The 602-nt window shown below is 26.6% G+C and carries 1 protein-coding gene; it reads right to left on the bottom strand.

What is annotated here, in order from left to right; genetic code table 11:
* A partial coding sequence (locus ABD206_RS13605) for a hypothetical protein (protein ID WP_344073585.1) occupies nt 1-602 on the bottom strand: 602 nt, incomplete at both ends.

The raw sequence follows: 602 nt of genomic DNA, 5'->3' as shown, positions 1-602 counted from the left end.
AACATCTGCAAAATATTGTAAAATCATACCATTTTGTAATTGAATTCCATCTTGAGTTTCTGGAGCTAAAACACATCTATCTAACCAACCGACATCTAAAGCAAAACCACTATTAATTATACTATTTAAGTCTGGAATAAATGCAATTATGAATTTGGCAAAATCTGGAAGTTGATTAAAATTGATATTTAAAGCATTTAACAAATCTGAAATACCAGTATCTGCAATATTATTATATATATAGTTATCTACATTTGGAATATTTGTACTACCAATTCCTAAAGTTGTAACATCAACACTGACATTTGCAGTAGTTAAACTAGAAAAAGATTGTTCAATTTTCTGACAAGATTGACTTTGATATTCTGTAGCTAATACCGGCTGATATACAGATAAATCAAAATAAGTTTCATCAAAAACTGCCGGTTGATACAAAACTGAACATAATTGTACATAATTATCATATAAACTAGTATAATTATTTAATAAACTTATTCCATTTGAAGTACCAAAATTTGCAGATTGACCTAAATTAAGAAATGTTTGAGAATTAAAATTAGGATTAAAAGTTGAACTTGCTAGATTATTTAATGCAGAAAGTA

Origin of the sequence: Microbacterium sediminicola (assembly GCF_039531125.1) — a bacterium.
GTDB classification, from domain to species: Bacteria; Actinomycetota; Actinomycetes; order Actinomycetales; family Microbacteriaceae; genus Microbacterium; species Microbacterium sediminicola.
The sequence above is the reverse complement of the archived record's forward strand: the minus strand, read 5'-3'. Positions and strand labels throughout refer to the sequence as shown.